The organism is Serratia sp. AR11 (assembly GCF_056376275.1).
In genome coordinates this window covers 329,769-347,197 of the sequence record NZ_CM150739.1, presented here as the reverse complement: position 1 = coordinate 347,197, position 17,429 = coordinate 329,769, and the positions used below count along the sequence as shown (strand labels likewise).

Here is a 17,429-nt window from a genome sequence, read left to right as displayed (position 1 = left end):
GGGAATTGTTACTGTGCGCCTGATTATCACGCTATTGCTCGGTTGTTTACTGTCTCAACCGGTGCTGGCCGCCGCGGTGCCTACCGAAACACAGCTCAAGCAAGAGCTGAAGCAGGCAGAAGGCAACAAAAACGCGCCTAATCAGGCGGAAACCACTGAGGCGCTGCAAAGCGCCCTCAACTGGTTATCGGAACGCAAAGAGTCGCTGACGCGTGTTGAGCAGTATCAGCGGGTGATTGACGATTTCCCGAAGATGACGCAGGAACTGCGTCGTCAGTTGGTCATTGAAGAAAGCAAGATCCTGCCGAATGGCGACAACCTGCCGGCCAGCGATCTGGAGCAGCAGATCCTGCAGACCAGCAGCCTGCTGTTGGAACAAGCCCGTCTGCTGCAACAGGAGCAGGAGCGAACGCGGGAAATCAGCGACTCTCTCGGCCAATTGCCACAGCAGCAGACCGACGCTCGCCGGGCGCTGACGGAAGTGCAGCGCCGTCTGCAGGCTCAACCCGCTAACCCAACTACCCCGCATGCTCAGGCCGCACTGGCGCTATTGCAAACCGAAGCCGCTGCGCGCAAGGCCAAGGTCGATGAACTCGAGCTGGCGCAACTGTCGGCCAATAATCGTCAGGAACTGGCGCGGATGCGCGCTGAAGTCTACAAAAAGCGCCACGAGAAAATCGACATCCAACTGCAGGCGCTGCGCAATAACCTCAATGCCCAGCGGCAACGTGAAGCCGAACTGGCACTGGAAAAAACCGAACAGTTGGCCGAGCAGAACGGTGACCTGCCAAAAAGCATCAGCCAGCAGCTACAGATCAACCGTGAGCTTTCCGCCGCGTTGAACAATCAGGCCCAGCGCATGGATCTGATCTCATCCCAACAACGTCAGGCTGCCGCGCAAACGCTGCAGGTACGCCAGGCATTAAGCACCATCATCGAACAGGCCCAATGGCTTGGCTCCTCGTCCGCACTGGGAGAAACCCTGCGCGCCCAGGTGGCGACGCTGCCGGAAATGCCCAAGCCACAGCAGTTGGACGGCGATATGGCTCAGCTGCGCGTACAGCGGCTGCAGTTTGAAAGCCAACTGGAGAAGCTCTCACAGCGGGAGTTTAAACGCGACGACGGTAGCGAACTGACCAGCGCGGAACGACGTATCGTCGACGCCCAGTTGCGTACCCAGCGCGAACTGCTCAATTCACTGCTTTCCGGCTGCGATACCCAAATTCTCGAGCTGACCAAGCTGAAAGTGGCCAACACCCAGCTGATTGAGGCCCTGAACGAAATCCGGGACGCCACCCACCGTTATCTGTTCTGGGTGCCGGACATTAATCCGATCAACCTGTCCTACCCGATTAACGTGGCGCACGATCTCACTGTGTTACTGTCACTGGATACGCTGTCACAACTCGGCGGCGCCTTTATGATGATGGTGACCAGCAAGGAAACGCTAATCCCGATTTTCGGTGCCCTGTTGCTGGTGATTTTCAGCATCAGTTCCCGCAAGCACTACCACGCCTTCCTGACCCGGGCCAGCAGCCGGGTCGGCAAAGTTACCCAGGATGAGTTTTTCCTGACGGTTCGCACCGTGTTCTGGTCGATTCTGGTGGCGCTGCCACTACCGGTGCTGTGGGCGGCGCTCGGTTTTGGCCTGCAGAGTGCCTGGAACTATCCGGTAGCCGAAGCCATCGGCAAGGGCGTCACCGCCACGCTGCCTATTTTGTGGGTCTGTATGATCTGCGCCGCCTTTGCCCACCCCCAGGGGCTGTTTATCGTGCACTTCCGCTGGCCAGTGAAGCAGGTTTCACGCGCCATGCGTTACTACAAGATGTCGATCTGGCTGATCGTGCCGCTGATCATGGCGCTGATTACCTTCGACAGCCTGAAAGAGCGCGAATTTGCCAACACCCTCGGCCGGCTGTGCTTTATCTTGCTATGTCTGGCATTGGCCCTGGTAACCAACAGCCTGAAACGTGCCGGCATCCCGCTGTATCTGGACAAGAAAGGCTCCGGCGAGAACATGGTCAACACCGCGCTGTGGGGGCTGCTGCTGTCGGCTCCGGTGCTGGCGGCGCTGGCCTCGGCCGTCGGTTACCTGACCACGGCGCAGGCGCTGCTGGCGCGTCTGGAAACCTCGGTAGCCATCTGGTTCTTCCTGCTGGTGATTTACCATATTATCCGTCGCTGGATGCTGATCCAACGGCGGCGCATCGCCTTCGACCGCGCCAAGCAGCGCCGCGCCGATATCCTGGCGCAGCGCGCCAGAGGCGAAGAGGAAACGCCGCATACGCCTAACAGTACCGAAGGCTCGATGGACATGGATGATTCGGAGATCGATCTGGACACCATCAGCGCCCAGTCGCTGCGATTGGTGCGTTCGATCCTGACCATGATCGCGCTGGTGTCGGTGATCGTCCTGTGGTCGGAGATCCATTCCGCCTTCGCTTTCCTTGAAAACATCACCCTGTGGAACGTCAGCTCCACGGTTAACGGCGTGGATACCCCACACCCCATCACCCTGGGCGCGGTGCTGATCGCCATTTTAGTGCTGATCGTCACCATGCAGTTGGTACGTAATCTACCGGCTCTGCTGGAGCTGGCGGTGCTGCAGCATCTGGATCTGACGCCGGGTACCGGCTATGCCATTACCACCATTACCAAGTACCTGCTGCTGCTGTTCGGCGCAGTACTGAGTTTTTCCTGGATCGGTATTGAGTGGTCGAAACTGCAATGGGTAGTGACCGCGCTCAGCGTGGGGTTGGGCTTTGGTATGCAGGAGATCTTCTCCAACTTTATCTCCGGCCTGATCATTTTGTTCGAAAAGCCGATCCGCATTGGCGATACCGTGACGATCCGTAATCTGACCGGCAGCGTCACCAAGATCAACACCCGTGCCACCACCATTTCGGACTGGGATCGCAAAGAGATCATCGTGCCGAATAAGGCCTTTATCACCGAACAGTTCATTAACTGGTCGCTGTCGGATAACCTGACCCGTGTGGTATTGACCGTGCCGGCGCCAGGGGATGCCAACAGCGAAGAGGTGACCAAGATCCTGACCAACGCTGCCGAACGCTGTTCACTGGTGCTCGATACCCCCGCGCCAGAGGTGTATTTGGTCGATCTGCAGCAGGGCATCCAGATCTTTGAGTTGCGTATCTATGCCGCCGAGATGGGCCACCGCATGCCGCTACGCCACGAGATCCATCAGTTGATTCTGGACGGTTATCGCGAACACGGCATTACGCTGCCATACCCACCGTTCCAGGTACGCAGCGAGACGCTCTCACGCCTGACCAGCAATGGCCGTACGCCGCCGTCCACCCCGCCGCCGAACACCAAACGCGAATCAGGCAGTCTGTAAGCGCAGAATGCAAAAAGGGTTCGGCCATGGCCGAACCCTTTTATCACCACAATATATCCTATGGCTTTCATGTTGCAGCTAGGCGCCCAGCTCGCTCATCCCCAGGCGCTTACTTCAGTAAGTAACTGGGGTGAGCGAGTGCAGGTAACAACGCTGCGGCTTGAAAGACGACGGATATATAGTTATGCGCGATCGACCGGGAACGCCAGCACTTCACTCAGGCTCTCGGCACCCAACGCCAACATCACCAAACGGTCAACCCCCAGCGCCACGCCAGAGCATTCAGGCATGCCGTGCTGCAAAGCATCCAGCAGGTTGTTATCAATCGGATGCTGTGGCAGGCCACGTTCCGCACGCTTGCGGTTGTCCTGGGCAAAACGCTGTCCTTGTTCGCGACTGTCCGTCAGTTCACGGAAGCCATTCGCCAGCTCAATGCCTTTGAAGTAAACCTCGAAACGCTCCGCCACCCGGTGATCCTCGGTACTGATCTCCGCCAGCGACGCCTGGCTGGCCGGGAAGTGATAAACGAACGCCGGTTTGTCACGGCCAATGTGCGGCTCCACGCCGACGGTGAACAGCAACTGCAACAGCGTATCGCGATCTTCTTCCGTATCGGCAATGTTGCTCAGATCCAGCTTGGCCGCCGCTTCACGCAGTTGTGCCTTCTCCGCTGACAGCGGATCGATATCCAGATGGCGCAGGAAAGCCTGCTGATAGGACAGGGTTTCCGCGCTGTCGCAATCCAGCACCTGCTGCAGCAGATCGTCCACCTCATTCATCAGACGGTACATGTCGTAATGCGGGCGGTACCACTCCAGCATGGTGAATTCCGGGTTGTGGTGACGGCCGGCTTCTTCATTACGGAAGCTGCGCCCCATCTGATAGATCGGACCGCTGCCCGCCGCCAGCAAGCGCTTCATGTGGTATTCCGGGCTGGTCATCATGTACAGCGTCAGGCCATCCGCCGCGCCGGGCCCGACGAAACGCGTCTGGAACGGGAACAGGTGGATATCGGTGACCGTCGCCTGGCTCATGGTTGGCGTCTCAACTTCCAATACGCCACGATCGGCGAAGAAACGCCGGATCTCAGTCAGGATCGCTGCGCGCTTCAACAAATTGGCGATGGGTGCACTTGGCTGCCAGCTTGCCGTTTCGCTCATGGTAATTACTCCGAAATCAAACAGGGGATGCAGTCTACTCGTATCCCGGCATGCAAACAAATTCTTAACAGGCCCTGGACTTTTAACCGCGACATTACCTGATAAATAGTTAGTAATAAGGTTAATAAAAGGTGAATAAACGTTAAATCCTGCCTGCGGTAAATTATCCTCCCGGTCGGCGGTTAAAAGGCAAAACAATCGATCACATCAAATTTCTTCTACTTAACTTTAGGTATAGTTAATTCCACATTATTGGTGGGAGATATCTATCCTTAGTATTAATGCAACGACAATAAACTCAGTTAGTTAGCACCCGAAGTTTTTTATAAATATTAAGCATAGATATTTAATTTGCCGTTCTTAACAAGAATATTGGAGGAATGCAGTGCAAACCTTTAACGCCGATCTTGCCATTATTGGGGCCGGGGGTGCTGGTTTACGTGCAGCAATAGCCGCAGCGGAAGCCAACCCCCAACTGAAAATCGCGCTAATCTCAAAAGTCTACCCGATGCGCAGCCATACGGTTGCCGCTGAAGGAGGCTCCGCCGCCGTCACTCAGGATCACGATAGCTTCGACTACCACTTCAACGACACCGTTGCCGGTGGCGATTGGCTGTGTGAACAGGACGTGGTCGACCATTTCGTCCACAACTGCCCGCGCGAAATGACCCAGCTTGAGCAATGGGGTTGTCCATGGAGCCGTAAAGAGGACGGTTCAGTCAACGTACGTCGCTTCGGCGGCATGAAGATTGAGCGCACCTGGTTCGCCGCCGACAAGACCGGCTTCCACATGCTGCACACCCTGTTCCAGACCTCGCTCAAATACCCGCAAATCCAACGTTTCGACGAGCACTTCGTGCTGGATATTCTGGTGGATGACGGCCAGGCCCGCGGCCTGGTGGCGATGAACATGATGGAAGGCACCCGCGTGCAGATCCGTGCCAATGCGGTAGTCATGGCTACCGGCGGTGCCGGCCGCGTGTACCGCTATAACACCAACGGCGGTATCGTCACCGGTGATGGCATGGGCATGGCGTTCCACCACGGCATACCTCTGCGTGATATGGAGTTCGTCCAATATCACCCTACCGGCCTGCCGGGCTCCGGTATCCTGATGACCGAAGGCTGCCGTGGCGAAGGCGGCATTCTGGTAAACAAAGACGGCTACCGCTACCTGCAGGACTACGGCATGGGGCCGGAAACCCCGCTGGGTGAGCCAAAGAACAAATACATGGAACTGGGCCCGCGCGACAAGGTTTCACAGGCTTTCTGGCATGAATGGCGTGCCGGCCGTACCGTTGCTACCCCACGCGGAGACGTGGTTTATCTCGACCTGCGCCACCTGGGTGAAAAGAAACTGCTGGAACGTCTGCCGTTCATCTGTGAACTGGCCAAGGCCTATGTCGGCGTCGACCCGGTGAAAGAGCCGATCCCGGTACGTCCGACCGCGCACTACACCATGGGCGGCATTGAAACCGATCAAAACTGCGAAACCCGTATCAAAGGGCTGTTTGCCGTCGGTGAATGTTCCTCCGTCGGCCTGCACGGCGCCAACCGTCTGGGTTCCAATTCGCTGGCGGAACTGGTGGTGTTCGGCCGGGTAGCCGGTGAACAAGCCGCTCGCCGCGCGCTGGAAACCGGCCCGGCGAACGGTAGTGCTCTGGATGCACAAGGGCGCGACGTCGAAACCCGGCTGAGCAACCTGATGAAACAGGAAGGCAACGAGAACTGGGCCAAAATCCGCGACGAGATGGGCATGTCGATGGAAGAAGGCTGCGGTATTTACCGCACGCCGGAACTGATGCAGAAAACCGTCGATAAACTGGCCGAGCTGAAAGAACGCTTCAAGCGCGTCAAAATTACCGACAGCTCCAGCGTGTTCAATACCGATCTGCTGTACACCATCGAGCTGGGTTACGGGCTGGACGTGGCCGAATGCATGGCGCATTCCGCCTTCAACCGTAAAGAATCCCGCGGTGCCCACCAGCGTCTGGACGAAGGCTGCACCGAACGTGACGACGTGAATTTCCTCAAGCATACGCTGGCGTTCCATAACCCGAACGGCGCACCACGCCTGGAATACAGCGACGTGAAGATCACCAAACTGCCACCGGCCAAACGTGTTTACGGCGCTGAAGCCGAAGCGCAGGATAAAAAGGATAAGGAGCAGGCAAATGGCTGAGATGAACACCCTGAAAATCGAGGTCATGCGCTATAACCCGGAACGCGACTCTGAGCCGCATTTCGAGACCTTCGCGGTGCCTTATGATGAGCAAACCTCGTTGCTCGACGCCCTGGGCTACATCAAGGATAACCTGGCCCCCGACCTTTCCTACCGCTGGTCATGCCGTATGGCGATCTGCGGCTCGTGCGGCATGATGGTCAACCGGGTACCAAAGCTGGCCTGTAAAACTTTCCTGCGCGAGTACACTGGCGGCATGAAGGTCGAAGCGCTGGGCAACTTCCCGATTGAGCGCGATCTGGTGGTCGACATGACCCACTTTATCGAAAGTCTGGAGGCGATTAAGCCTTACATCATCGGCAATAACCGCAAGCCGGAAGATGGCCCTAACGTGCAGACTCCGGCGCAGATGGCCAAGTATCACCAGTTCTCCGGCTGCATCAACTGCGGTCTGTGTTATGCCGCTTGCCCGCAGTTCGGCCTGAACCCTGAGTTTATCGGCCCGGCGGCGATCACCCTGGCGCACCGCTATAACCTGGATAACCGCGACCACGGCCAGAAACAGCGTATGGCGCAGCTCAACGGTGACAATGGCGTCTGGAGCTGTACCTTTGTCGGTTACTGCTCTGAAGTATGTCCGAAACACGTCGACCCGGCCGCTGCCATCCAGCAGGGCAAGGTAGAAAGTGCCAAAGACTTCATGATCGCCATGCTGAAGCCGCAATAAGGGAGATAAACAGCAATGACAACACAACGTAAGCCCTATGTGCGCACCATGACGCCGACCTGGTGGCAAAAGCTCGGCTTCTACCGTTTCTATATGCTGCGTGAAGGCACCTCGGTGCCGGCGGTCTGGTTCAGTATTGTGCTGATCTACGGCGTCTTTGCGCTAAAAGGCGGAGTAGACAGTTGGGCCGGTTTCGTCGGTTTTCTGCAAAACCCGCTGGTGCTGCTGATTAACTTCGTCGCGCTACTGGCCGCACTGCTGCATACCAAGACCTGGTTCGATTTGGCGCCAAAAGCCGCCAACATTGTGGTTAACAGCGAGAAAATGGGCCCGGGGCCAATAGTGAAAACGCTATGGGCGGTGACGATAGTTGCCAGCGTGGTCATTCTGGCCGTGGCCTTGGTGTAATCCGGAGGAAACATGATAAATCAAGCACCTAAACGCTCAGACGAACCGGTTTTCTGGGGATTATTCGGCGCCGGCGGCATGTGGGGAGCCATTATCGCCCCCGCCATAGTGCTGCTGGTCGGCATTCTGCTGCCATTGGGGTTATTCCCAGGCGATGCGCTGGGCTATGACCGCGTACTGGCCTTCTGCCAGAGCCTGATCGGCCGCCTGTTCCTGTTGCTGATGATTATCCTGCCGCTGTGGTGCGGTCTGCACCGTATCCACCATGCGATGCACGATTTGAAAATCCATGTGCCGGCCGGCAAATGGGTCTTCTACGGCCTGGCTGCCATCCTCAGCGTAGTGACCGTGATCGGCGTAGTGACTCTGTAAGCCTCTTCTGGCGGCCACTTCCGTTGGCCGCCTTTTACATCTCTTAATGACTGCTGAACTTCAGCCCGAGTATGCCGACAACGATCAGGCACAGGCTGAGAATGCGTGCGATATTGGTTGATTCGCCCAGTAGCACCATCCCCATAATCGCGGCACCTACCGCACCAATACCGGTCCAGACCGCGTAGGCCGTGCCGGCCGGCAGCGTTTTCATGGCATGCGCCAGCAACAGCATACTGACCACCATGGCGGCAATAGTGATAAGGCTGGGTGTCAGACGGGTAAAACCGTGAGTGTATTTCAAACCGATAGCCCACACTACTTCAAGCAAACCGGCAATAAGCAGAATAATCCAAGCCATGAAACAGGCTCCATTACCATGGGGTCGTCCCCGGATACAGATGCGTAAACAGGTCGTCCCGTTTAGCGTTGTGATATGCCCGGAGATTATACCTGCAGCCAGGGAGGATAACAGCACAAAGGTGCCTGCCGGGAAAGGCTCAGCGGAGAAAGCGGTATCCCACGACGATGCCCTTTTGCGGCCGTTCGCGGAATACCGCAGAAATCAGCAAGGTGGGTTATTCGGCGCTACGCTGGATGGCCTTACCACCAGCCTGAATATCTTCGCCCACGCCTTGAGTGGTATTGCATGCGGTCAATGAGGCCAAGAACATCAAAGAGAAAATCGCGATAATACTTTTCTTCAGCATATGAAAGCCCTTATTTGTCAGTGATGAAAAAGTACGGCTTTCTAAGCTTAGTAAATATCAGCGAGAGTTGCTGTTTAGAATGGTCTTATTTCGCACTAATACATTAGTGCATTTGATACTTATTAACTGGCCGTACGCGAGATAGCGCCGCCAAGGTGCTGAACGTCTTCACCGAATCCACGGAAAGTATTACATCCGCTAAGGGACATCAGTAGCAACAGGGAGATAACGGCCAACAGAGTTTTCTTCATTATGCAGATTCTGCCAACAATTTGCGGGGATAAAACAAAGGAGCCCAACGAGGCTCCTTTGTATTGAAACTTATTTTACGCGTGATACGTATTCGCCAGAGCGGGTGTCAACACGGACAACTTCGCCAATCTGCACGAACAATGGCACTTTAACCACGGCGCCGGTGCTCAGGGTCGCAGGCTTGCCGCCGGTACCGGCAGTATCGCCTTTCAGGCCAGGATCGGTATCAGTGATTTCAGCTTCGATGAAGTTCGGTGGCTGAACAGCGATAGGACGACCGTCCCACAGGGTAACGATACATTCTGCGTTATCTTGCAGCCATTTTGCCGCGTCAGATACGGTTTTCTCTTCAACACCGTGCTGCTCGAAAGTCTCAGGGTGCATGAAGTGGTAGAACTCACCGTCGTTGTACAGGTAGTTCATGTTGGTATCTACAACGTCTGCACCTTCGCAAGAGTCAGTAGATTTAAAGGTTTTCTCTACACGGCTGCCGGTCAGCAGGCGACGCATTTTAACGCGCGCAAACGCCTGGCCCTTGCCCGGCTTAACAAACTCACTGGATTCGATAGCGTAAGGCTCGCCCTCGAACATGATTTTAAGACCCGGACGGAAATCGTTGCTAGAATAAGTCGCCATGATGGCCCTCTGAATATTTAAACTGGTAGCTTAGCCAAAAAAATGGCACACATTATAACCCAAAATACGGCATATAGAGAAGATTGGTTGCATCAACTCGCCGATGTTATTACCGATCCCGATGAATTACTGCAGCTTTTGTCACTGAATACGCATCCGGAATTGCCACAGGGCCGTGAAGCCCGTCGGTTGTTTGCGCTGCGCGTCCCCCGCTCTTTCGTAGCCCGCATGCAGCCTGGCGATGCCAATGACCCGCTGCTGCGCCAGGTTCTGACTGCCAGCGAAGAATTCATCAATGCGCCTGGCTTCACCACCGATCCGCTTGATGAACAGCGTAGCGTAGTGCCGGGGCTGCTGCATAAATACCGTAATCGTGCTTTGCTGCTGGTTAAGGGCGGCTGTGCGGTCAACTGCCGCTACTGCTTCCGCCGCCATTTTCCGTATCAGGACAACCAGGGCAATAAGGCCAACTGGCGTCAGGCGCTGGATTATATCCGCCAACACCCGGAACTCGATGAGATTATTTTCTCGGGTGGCGATCCGCTGATGGCAAAAGACCATGAGCTGGACTGGCTAATCGGTGAACTGGAAGCCATTGAGCATCTAAAACGTCTGCGCATTCACACCCGCTTGCCGGTGGTTATCCCCGCGCGAATTACACCGGAGCTGTGCCGGCGGCTGTCGGCATCGCGCCTGCAGGTGCTGATGGTCACGCACATCAACCATGCCAATGAGATTGACCGCGAACTGCAGGCCAGCATGGCGCAACTGCGTCTGGCTGGCGTCACGCTACTGAATCAAAGCGTGCTGCTGCGCGGTATCAATGACGATGCCGATACGCTGGCGGCACTGAGCAACGCGTTGTTTGACGCAGGCATTCTGCCTTATTACATCCACGTACTGGATAAGGTGCAGGGGGCTGCACACTTTATGGTCAGTGATGATGAGGCACGCACTATCATGCAAGCGCTGCTGGGCAAGATTTCCGGCTATATGGTGCCACGCTTGACCCGTGAGGTCGGCGGTAAGCCAAGCAAAACTCCTCTCGATCTGCACCTGATGCAAGACTGATTAGCGGTATATTGCAGATACAAAAAGAGGCATGCCGGAGCATGCCTCTTTTTTATGTTACGCGTTGTTCATTAGGCCGTTATGGGCACTTATAAACCTGGCCGGCCATTTTGCTGTCCAGCGGAGCAAAGCTTGAAAGCAGGTTCTGACTTGGGCTGGTTGCGCCGTAAATCACATTGCCGCCCATCGCCGCTGCCTTGTTACGCAGATCGTTTGCCGCACCGCGCATGGAGCTGCCTTCACCACCGTTACCGGACAACCAGTTGCTCTGGGTACCCGTCACTTCGCCCACCAGCTGGCATTCTGCTGCCGGTTTGGTGTCGGTAAATTTAACCTGCTGGCCTGCGGCGGACAGTTCATTGGTGCTGCTGCAGCCTGCCAGCAGCACGGCTGCCGAAAGACCCAGTAAGGCTTTAATCCGCATCTTGTTCCCCATATGATATTGAGAATTCCGCAAAAGCTTATCAGAAAGCGTTGCCATCTCTTAAGCATCCGTTGCCACTGGTAGCTGGCCAACGTCTTGAGCGACGGCTGATGAACTATCAGTTTACCAGCTAAATCAGCCCGGTCTGCAAAAATATCATCAAATGCCGTGCGACAAAGCACGCAAATAAAAAGCCCCGACCAATTGGCCGGGGCTTCTGCACACGCAAGCGTGGGGGATGATTACATCATGCCGCCCATGCCGCCCATGCCACCCATACCGCCAGCGCCACCTAAATCAGGTGCGTCGCCTTTTGGCAGGTCGGTTACCATGCACTCGGTGGTGATCATCAGGCCAGCCACAGAAGCCGCGTACTGCAGAGCAGAACGGGTTACTTTGGTTGGATCCAGGATACCCATCGCGATCATGTCGCCGTATTCTTCAGTTGCTGCGTTGTAACCGTAGTTACCTTCGCCCGCTTTCACGGTGTTGGCAACAACAGATGGCTCTTCGCCGCAGTTCAGAACAATCTGACGCAGTGGTGATTCCATTGCGCGCAGCGCAACTTTGATACCCACGTTCTGATCTTCGTTCACGCCACGCAGTTCGCTCAGTTTGGACGCTGCACGAATCAGTGCAACACCACCACCAGCAACCACGCCTTCTTCTACTGCAGCACGGGTTGCGTGCAGAGCATCTTCAACGCGAGCTTTCTTCTCTTTCATTTCAACTTCGGTAGCAGCACCGACTTTGATTACCGCAACGCCGCCAGCCAGTTTCGCTACGCGCTCTTGCAGTTTTTCACGGTCGTAATCAGAAGTTGCTTCTTCGATCTGCTGACGGATCTGGGACACACGGCCCTGAATCGCAGGTTCTTCACCATTACCATCGATGATAATAGTGGTGTCTTTGTTGATAACGATGCGTTTGGCCGTACCCAGATCTTCCAGGGTAGTTTTTTCCAGCTCCAGGCCGATCTCTTCAGAGATAACGGTACCGCCAGTCAGGGTAGCGATGTCCTGCAGCATGGCTTTACGACGGTCGCCGAAGCCAGGTGCTTTAACCGCAGCCACTTTCACGATGCCGCGCATGGTGTTAACCACCAGGGTAGCCAGCGCTTCGCCTTCAACATCTTCAGCAATGATCAGCAGTGGTTTGCCGGCTTTCGCCACGGCTTCCAGTACTGGCAGCATTTCACGGATGTTGGAGATTTTTTTGTCAGCCAGCAGGATGAACGGGCTTTCCAGCTCGATAGAACCGGTTTCTGGCTTGTTGATGAAGTACGGAGACAGGTAACCGCGGTCGAACTGCATCCCTTCAACAACGTCCAGCTCGTCTTGCAGGCCGGTGCCTTCTTCAACGGTGATAACGCCTTCTTTGCCCACTTTTTCCATCGCTTCTGCAATCAGTTTACCCACGGTTTCGTCGGAGTTTGCAGAGATGGTACCAACCTGAGCAATGGCTTTGGAGTCGGAGCAAGGTACGGACAGTTTTTTCAGTTCTTCAACAGCGGCGATAACCGCTTTGTCGATACCGCGCTTCAGATCCATCGGGTTCATGCCGGCAGCCACTGCTTTGAGGCCTTCGGTGATGATGGATTGAGCCAGTACGGTTGCAGTGGTGGTACCGTCGCCCGCAGCGTCGTTCGCTTTAGAGGCAACTTCTTTCACCATCTGCGCACCCATGTTTTCGAACTTGTCTTCCAGTTCGATCTCACGAGCAACAGATACGCCATCTTTAGTGATGGTAGGAGCGCCGAAGGATTTATCCAGCACTACGTTACGGCCTTTCGGGCCCAGGGTCACTTTTACTGCATCAGCGAGAACATTCACACCGCGGAGCATTTTCACGCGAGCGTCATTGCCGAATTTTACGTCTTTAGCTGCCATTGGTATTTCCCTTCAACTCGTTCAGTTCAGAAGATAAAGCGTTCTTACGCTTCAACAATTGCCAGAATGTCGCTTTCGGACATGATCAACACTTCTTCATTGTCGATCTTCTCTGCTTTCACGCCGTAACCGTCGTTGAAAATAACGATATCGCCAACTTTCACATCCAGTGGTTGGACGTTGCCGTTTTCCAGCACACGGCCTTTACCCACTGCTACTACTTCACCACGAGTAGATTTACCCGCTGCAGAGCCAGTCAGAACGATGCCGCCAGCAGATTTTGATTCAACTTCTTTGCGCTTGACGATAACGCGGTCATGCAATGGACGAATACTCATTGAACGCTCTCCTGTAAGAAGGTCTCTATCAGATTTAGGGTTGTCACCGGATTATGATTACCGGCCTCGTGGGATTTGAAATGGGGGCATTCCATCCCCCTTCAAGGGGGCAGCCAAAAAAATTTTCGCTTTTGATGGCAAAACTGAGCTACGGATACAAGAAACGCGGCCTGGGCCGCGTTTCTTTATCTGTCGTTAGGTTTGTCACGATCTTCAGGCTGGCTTCCCAGGGTATAACGATCGTCACTCTTACGTTGAAACTCACCGTCAAAGGTGTTGCCGTTGGCAGCATCACCCCCCGTTCCCCAACCGCCAGGACGGTAGACGGAAAGATGCGGCATCAGCTTCAGCGTCAACGACTTCTGCACCGGCGGCAGCAGCAGCAACAGGCCAAGGAAGTCGGTAAAGAATCCCGGCACCAGCAGCAGGAAGCCCGCCAGTACCAGTGAAACGCTCTTCACCATTTCCGCCGCCGGGCTTTCACCCGCGGCCAGCTTCTGTTGCATCTGCATGAAAGTTTTCATGCCCTGATTACGCACCAGCGAAATGCCGACGCAGGAGGTAAACACCACCAACAACAGGGTGATCGCTACGCCCATGACGGCGGCGACTTTGATAAATAGCGATATTTCTATGTAAGCCAATAAAAATATCAGCAGTAACGGTAACCAGCGCACCTGGTTCTCCTCTGGCAGATCTACGTTGCCGCACAGTGGCGACAACGCGAAAAAGGGGCCGGTAAACGGCCGACCTAAATACAATGGGGTCAGCCGACGGCCATTTCAACCAAAGGCTCTTTTTTATTGCTAAAGTTAGTAAACGTGAATGAGATCACAGAACGGGAAACACGTGATTTTAGAAGGCTCAGAAGGTGATCTGGATTCAGTCATTTATTACTAACCAGCATATGATCTGGGCAGCAACGGGCACGGTGGTTAATCGTTTCACGCCTGAAGCCTTCGGCAACATAATTTGGTTACCTGACAATTAATTAATTCGGCAGCAATATAAAGAAGGTTCTCATGTCAAATAACATTCGTATCGAAGAAGACCTGTTAGGAACACGTGAAGTCCCCGCAGAAGCCTATTACGGTGTTCACACTTTGCGTGCGATTGAAAATTTTTATATCAGTAATAGCAAAATCAGTGACGTGCCCGAGTTTGTCCGTGGCATGGTGATGGTAAAAAAAGCCGCTGCGCTGGCGAACAAAGAACTAAAAACCATCCCACGCAAAATCGCCGATGTCATCATCCAGGCCTGTGATGAAGTGCTGGATAAAGGCAAATGCATGGATCAGTTCCCGGTAGACGTGTTCCAGGGCGGTGCAGGCACTTCGCTGAACATGAACACCAACGAAGTGCTGGCGAATATCGGTCTGGAACTGATGGGTCATCAGAAAGGCGAATACCAATACCTGAACCCTAACGATCACCTCAATAAATGCCAGTCCACCAACGACGCCTACCCTACCGGTTTCCGCATTGCGGTTTACGCTTCCAACCAAAAGTTGATCGACGCCATCAACCAACTGCGCGAAGGCTTTGACCACAAGGCCAAAGAGTTCGAAACCATCCTGAAAATGGGTCGTACCCAGTTGCAGGACGCGGTGCCTATGACACTGGGCCAGGAATTCCATGCGTTCAGCGTGTTGCTGAAAGAAGAAACCCGCAACCTGCATCGCACCGCCGAGCTGCTGCTGGAGGTGAACCTGGGCGCCACCGCTATCGGTACCGCGCTGAACACCCCGGAAGGCTATTCGCAGTTGGCGGTACAGAAACTGGCTGAAGTCAGCAACCTGCCGGTCGTGCCGGCCGAAGACTTGATCGAAGCCACCTCCGACTGCGGCGCCTACGTTATGGTGCACAGCGCGCTGAAACGTTTGGCGGTCAAACTGTCCAAAATCTGTAACGACCTGCGCCTGCTGTCTTCAGGCCCACGCGCCGGTCTGAACGAGATCAACCTGCCGGAACTGCAGGCCGGCTCCTCCATCATGCCTGCCAAGGTCAACCCGGTGATCCCGGAAGTGGTCAATCAGGTGTGTTTCAAGGTGATTGGCAACGACACTTGCGTTACCATGGCGGCCGAAGCAGGCCAGCTGCAGTTGAACGTAATGGAACCGGTGATTGGCCAGGCCATGTTTGAGTCAATCCATATCCTGACCAACGCCTGCTATAACCTGCTGGAAAAATGCATTAACGGCATCACCGCGAACAAAGAAGTGTGTGAGCACTACGTGTTCAATTCCATCGGTATCGTCACCTATCTGAACCCGTTCATTGGCCACCACAATGGTGACATCGTCGGGAAGATCTGTGCTGAAACCGGCAAGAGCGTACGCGAAGTGGTGCTGGAACGCGGTCTGTTGACCGAAGCCGAGCTGGATGACATCTTCTCCGTGGAGAACCTGATGCACCCAGCCTATAAAGCCAAACGCTATACGGATGAAAATGAACAATAACAGACACACCCGGTAGCCCAAAAAGGCACGCTAAATCCTCTGGATAGCGTGCCTTTTTACTTTCCATCGCCCACAAAATTTTAACTTTTTATTTTCAAATAATCTTATTTTAAGGAGTAGACACTATGTTAGCCGTAGAATTGGTTATCGTTCTGCTGGCCATTTTTTTAGGGGCCAGGCTGGGCGGTATCGGAATTGGATTTGCAGGAGGGCTGGGGGTTTTAGTCCTGGCGCTGATTGGCGTGAAGCCGGGCAGCATTCCGTTCGACGTGATATCCATCATTATGGCCGTCATTGCCGCGATCTCGGCAATGCAGGTCGCCGGTGGCATGGATTATCTGGTTCAGCAAACGGAAAAACTGCTGCGCAAGAACCCTAAGCACATCACTATTCTGGCACCGATCGTCACCTATTTTCTGACCATCTTCGCCGGTACCGGCAACATTTCGCTTTCCGCTCTGCCGGTGATTGCAGAAGTGGCGAAAGAACAGGGCATCAAACCTTGCCGCCCGTTGTCTACCGCCGTGGTCTCCGCCCAGATTGCCATTACCGCCTCGCCAATTTCCGCAGCGGTAGTCTACATGTCCTCAGTAATGGAAGGTCACGGCGTCAGCTACCTGCACCTGCTGATGGTGGTGATGCCTTCGACCTTCTGCGCCGTGGTACTGATGTCGCTGCTGGTAAGCTGGCTGTTTGACTCCAAACTGTCTGACGATCCGGTTTACCTGAAACGCCTTGAAGAAGGCCTGGTCACCCTGCGCGGCAACAAAGTGATGGAAATCAAACCGCGCGCCAAAGTGTCTGTGTTGCTGTTCCTGCTGGGCGTGCTGTGCGTGGTGGCCTACGCCATTATCAACAGTCCGGGTCTGGGCCTGGTGGCCAAACCCTTGATGAACACCACCAACGCGATTTTGATCATCATGCTGAGCGTCGCCACCCTGACCACCTTACTGTGTAAAGTCGATACCGATATGGTACTCAACTCCAGCACCTTTAAGGCCGGCATGAGCGCCTGTATCTGTATTCTGGGCGTTGCCTGGCTGGGTGACACCTTTGTGCAGGCCAACATCGATTGGATCAAAGATACCGCAGGCAGCGTGATCCAATCACACCCGTGGTTGTTGGCGGTGATTTTCTTCTTCTGCTCGGCGCTGCTGTACTCTCAGGCCGCCACCGCCAAGGCGCTGATGCCAATGGCACTGGCGCTGAACGTCTCGCCATTGACCGCCGTCGCGTCCTTTGCCGCCGTCTCTGGGCTGTTTATCCTGCCGACCTACCCTACGCTGGTCGCCGCAGTACAGATGGATGACACCGGCACCACACGTATCGGCCGCTTTGTGTTTAACCACCCGTTCTTTATTCCCGGCACCATCGGGGTGATATTGGCGGTGCTGTTCGGCTTCCTGCTGGGCAGCGTCATGCTGTAATGCTTTCACCGGG

General features: G+C 54.9%; 17 protein-coding genes. 8 read left to right on the top strand and 9 right to left on the bottom strand.

Annotated features, from left to right (window positions below; genetic code table 11):
* Window positions 1-13: 13 nt before the first annotated feature.
* Complete coding sequence (gene mscM / locus ACSOSI_RS01575; protein ID WP_476706440.1) at window positions 14-3,361, top strand: miniconductance mechanosensitive channel MscM; 3,348 nt, start codon at window positions 14-16, stop codon at window positions 3,359-3,361.
* A gap of 182 nt (window positions 3,362-3,543) precedes the next feature.
* On the opposite strand, the gene epmA is transcribed toward mscM, so the two are convergent.
* Window positions 3,544-4,521, bottom strand: a complete 978-nt coding sequence (gene epmA / locus ACSOSI_RS01570; RefSeq protein ID WP_012004883.1) for an elongation factor P--(R)-beta-lysine ligase — start codon at window positions 4,519-4,521, stop codon at window positions 3,544-3,546.
* A 385-nt stretch (window positions 4,522-4,906) separates the two neighbouring features.
* On the opposite strand from epmA, the gene frdA reads away from it, so the two are divergent.
* From frdA to frdD, 4 genes are read left to right on the top strand one after another with little or no spacing between them, the layout of a single operon-like run.
* The gene (gene frdA / locus ACSOSI_RS01565; protein ID WP_012004882.1) at window positions 4,907-6,703 is read left to right on the top strand and encodes a fumarate reductase (quinol) flavoprotein subunit; all 1,797 of its coding nucleotides are present in this window, start codon (window positions 4,907-4,909) and stop codon (window positions 6,701-6,703) included.
* On the top strand, window positions 6,696-7,430 hold the full coding sequence (locus ACSOSI_RS01560) for a succinate dehydrogenase/fumarate reductase iron-sulfur subunit (protein WP_012004881.1): 735 nt from the start codon (window positions 6,696-6,698) through the stop codon (window positions 7,428-7,430). Before frdA ends, ACSOSI_RS01560 begins: the two co-directional genes overlap by 8 nt.
* A 15-nt stretch (window positions 7,431-7,445) precedes the next feature.
* Window positions 7,446-7,838 carry a fumarate reductase subunit FrdC gene (gene frdC, locus ACSOSI_RS01555; RefSeq protein WP_017891351.1) on the top strand — a complete coding sequence of 131 codons (393 nt, stop codon included), beginning with the start codon at window positions 7,446-7,448 and terminating at the stop codon, window positions 7,836-7,838.
* 12 nt (window positions 7,839-7,850) lie between these two features.
* The gene (frdD, locus tag ACSOSI_RS01550) at window positions 7,851-8,210 is read left to right on the top strand and encodes a fumarate reductase subunit FrdD (protein WP_085119381.1); all 360 of its coding nucleotides are present in this window, start codon (window positions 7,851-7,853) and stop codon (window positions 8,208-8,210) included.
* Window positions 8,211-8,253: 43 nt separating this feature from the next.
* Here frdD and sugE read toward each other — a convergent pair whose 3' ends face one another.
* From sugE to efp, 4 genes are all read right to left on the bottom strand, one after another.
* Window positions 8,254-8,571: a quaternary ammonium compound efflux SMR transporter SugE gene (sugE, locus tag ACSOSI_RS01545; protein ID WP_017891350.1), complete on the bottom strand. Its 318-nt coding sequence runs from the start codon at window positions 8,569-8,571 to the stop codon at window positions 8,254-8,256.
* A 217-nt stretch (window positions 8,572-8,788) separates the two neighbouring features.
* Entirely contained in the window at window positions 8,789-8,920 is a 132-nt protein-coding gene (locus ACSOSI_RS01540) for an entericidin A/B family lipoprotein (RefSeq protein WP_012004877.1), read from the bottom strand.
* 122 nt (window positions 8,921-9,042) lie between these two features.
* Window positions 9,043-9,171, bottom strand: coding sequence for an entericidin A/B family lipoprotein (locus ACSOSI_RS01535; RefSeq protein ID WP_012004876.1), 129 nt, complete (start codon window positions 9,169-9,171; stop codon window positions 9,043-9,045).
* A 70-nt stretch (window positions 9,172-9,241) separates the two neighbouring features.
* On the bottom strand, window positions 9,242-9,808 hold the full coding sequence (gene efp, locus ACSOSI_RS01530) for an elongation factor P (RefSeq protein WP_004952647.1): 567 nt from the start codon (window positions 9,806-9,808) through the stop codon (window positions 9,242-9,244).
* 42 nt (window positions 9,809-9,850) lie between these two features.
* On the opposite strand from efp, the gene epmB reads away from it, so the two are divergent.
* On the top strand, window positions 9,851-10,879 hold the full coding sequence (gene epmB, locus ACSOSI_RS01525) for an EF-P beta-lysylation protein EpmB (protein ID WP_012004875.1): 1,029 nt from the start codon (window positions 9,851-9,853) through the stop codon (window positions 10,877-10,879).
* A gap of 79 nt (window positions 10,880-10,958) precedes the next feature.
* Here the strand turns inward: epmB and ACSOSI_RS01520 are convergent, their stop codons facing one another.
* From ACSOSI_RS01520 to ACSOSI_RS01505, 4 genes are all read right to left on the bottom strand, one after another.
* The gene (locus tag ACSOSI_RS01520; RefSeq protein WP_012004874.1) at window positions 10,959-11,303 is read right to left on the bottom strand and encodes a DUF4156 domain-containing protein; all 345 of its coding nucleotides are present in this window, start codon (window positions 11,301-11,303) and stop codon (window positions 10,959-10,961) included.
* 242 nt (window positions 11,304-11,545) lie between these two features.
* A complete protein-coding gene (gene groL, locus ACSOSI_RS01515) occupies window positions 11,546-13,192 on the bottom strand; it encodes a chaperonin GroEL (protein ID WP_012004873.1) in 1,647 nt (548 codons plus the stop codon).
* Window positions 13,193-13,236: 44 nt separating this feature from the next.
* On the bottom strand, window positions 13,237-13,530 hold the full coding sequence (locus tag ACSOSI_RS01510; RefSeq protein WP_012004872.1) for a co-chaperone GroES: 294 nt from the start codon (window positions 13,528-13,530) through the stop codon (window positions 13,237-13,239).
* A gap of 185 nt (window positions 13,531-13,715) precedes the next feature.
* Window positions 13,716-14,207 (bottom strand): FxsA family protein, encoded by a 492-nt coding sequence (locus ACSOSI_RS01505; protein WP_017891348.1) that lies wholly within the window; start codon window positions 14,205-14,207, stop codon window positions 13,716-13,718.
* A 345-nt stretch (window positions 14,208-14,552) separates the two neighbouring features.
* On the opposite strand from ACSOSI_RS01505, the gene aspA reads away from it, so the two are divergent.
* Both aspA and ACSOSI_RS01495 read left to right on the top strand, forming a co-directional pair.
* Complete coding sequence (gene aspA, locus ACSOSI_RS01500) at window positions 14,553-15,989, top strand: aspartate ammonia-lyase (RefSeq protein WP_017891347.1); 1,437 nt, start codon at window positions 14,553-14,555, stop codon at window positions 15,987-15,989.
* Between the two features lie 125 nt (window positions 15,990-16,114).
* Complete coding sequence (locus ACSOSI_RS01495; protein ID WP_012004869.1) at window positions 16,115-17,416, top strand: anaerobic C4-dicarboxylate transporter; 1,302 nt, start codon at window positions 16,115-16,117, stop codon at window positions 17,414-17,416.
* Window positions 17,417-17,429 lie beyond the last annotated feature (13 nt).